This window comes from Nocardia africana NBRC 100379 (assembly GCF_001612635.1).
In the GTDB taxonomy this organism is placed as follows: Bacteria; Actinomycetota; Actinomycetes; order Mycobacteriales; family Mycobacteriaceae; genus Nocardia; species Nocardia africana.
This window is the reverse complement of record NZ_BDAV01000077.1, coordinates 1-1,272: the sequence shown is the minus strand read 5'-3', so window position 1 is coordinate 1,272 and position 1,272 is coordinate 1. Positions and strand designations below refer to the sequence as shown.

The window sequence follows — 1,272 nt, the reverse complement described above, 5'->3', positions numbered from 1 at the left end:
AGGAGTGCGGCGCCGGTGGGTGCGGTGATGCCGGATTTGGTGAGTGCGCGGGCCTGCAGCGCGATGCTGGTTTGGTCGCTGCGGGCGTGGGCGCGCCAGCGGGTGTCGAGTTCGTCGACACTCGCGGCGCGGGCGCTCTCGGCGGCGGCGGTCCAGTGTTGCGGCGAGTTCCACATGTGCTGTGCTTCGTCGTCGGTGACGGCGAGCAGGCGTGCGAGTTGGACCAGGCGGGTGCGGGATCGGCGCAGGTTGCGCATGACCCAGGTCGCGGTGCCGGGCTCGGCATGCGCGCCACGATGCTCATAGGCGACCGCCACCGCGGCCAGATCCTGAATCCGGTGCGCCTCGGCGGCCAGCCCGACCAGCAGCCTGGTCCGGTCCACCGGTCTCGGGATGCGCCAGTGCAGGTCGCGTCGCCACGGTTGCGCCAGATGGGCGCGGGTGCGGGCCTGGTTCAGCCACTCCCGTGGCACCCCCGCGGCCAGTCCCGCTTTCTCGAGCTCTTGGCCGAGCAGGACCTCGGTGCGGAAAGCCCGCGACCACGATGGCGGCGGAAGCTCACCGGTCGCCTCCCGACCGGCCCGGGCCGCAGCGGCCATCTCCCGCGCCGCCGCCGCATGCGCATACACACCCGCGAGCACCTTCATCTGCCACCGGTCAGGCGCCGCAGCGAACGGAACCGAAGCACGAAAGCGGTTGCGCGCCATCACGGTTCGATCTCCGCAGACGGCGCGGGCCCGAGAGCCTTCACGGGTGGGAGAACCGGTGGCGCGAAGTCGACGCTCATATCGAGGTCACCGGTGACGCCGGTGACCTCGACTGCGACGTCGATGACCTCTCCGTCGAGCACTTCGAGCTCTTCGTCGTAGATGCCATCGTCTCGGCCGGATTCGGCATCGAAGGTGCGCATCTGCGCTTCGCCGTAGCTCAGCAGGGTGTACTCGGCGCTGAGCGCGCTCATCTGGTTGTGGAGTTCATCGACGGCGTCGTCGAGGGCCGCGGCCTCGGTACGAGCCTCGGCCAGGCTGGTGCGGGGGTCGTTGCCGGTGTCCTCGCCGTAGCGTTCGGACCACGCGTCGGCGGCGGTGCGATGGTCGTCGGACAGATCGCCGGTGGCCTCGGCTGCCGCCCACCCCGCGCCCGCGGCGTGGGCGCGGGCGTTGCCGGGGTCGGTGTCGGTGAGTGTTTCAGTGAGCCCGAGCGCGTGTTTGCGGGCCTCGATCAGCAACTGCTGGTATTCGACCTTCAGATCGTGCAACCGCCGGTCCTGGG

At 70.5% G+C, this 1,272-nt stretch carries 2 protein-coding genes; both read right to left on the bottom strand.

Going from position 1 to position 1,272, the window contains the following annotated elements; translation table 11 throughout:
- The coding region (locus NA3_RS35305; protein WP_157126665.1) for a hypothetical protein at positions 1–647 on the bottom strand (647 nt) is incomplete at its 3' end.
- A 59-nt stretch (positions 648–706) separates the two neighbouring features.
- Positions 707–1,272: hypothetical protein (locus NA3_RS35300; RefSeq protein WP_218021963.1), on the bottom strand; the 566-nt coding region annotated here is incomplete at its 5' end.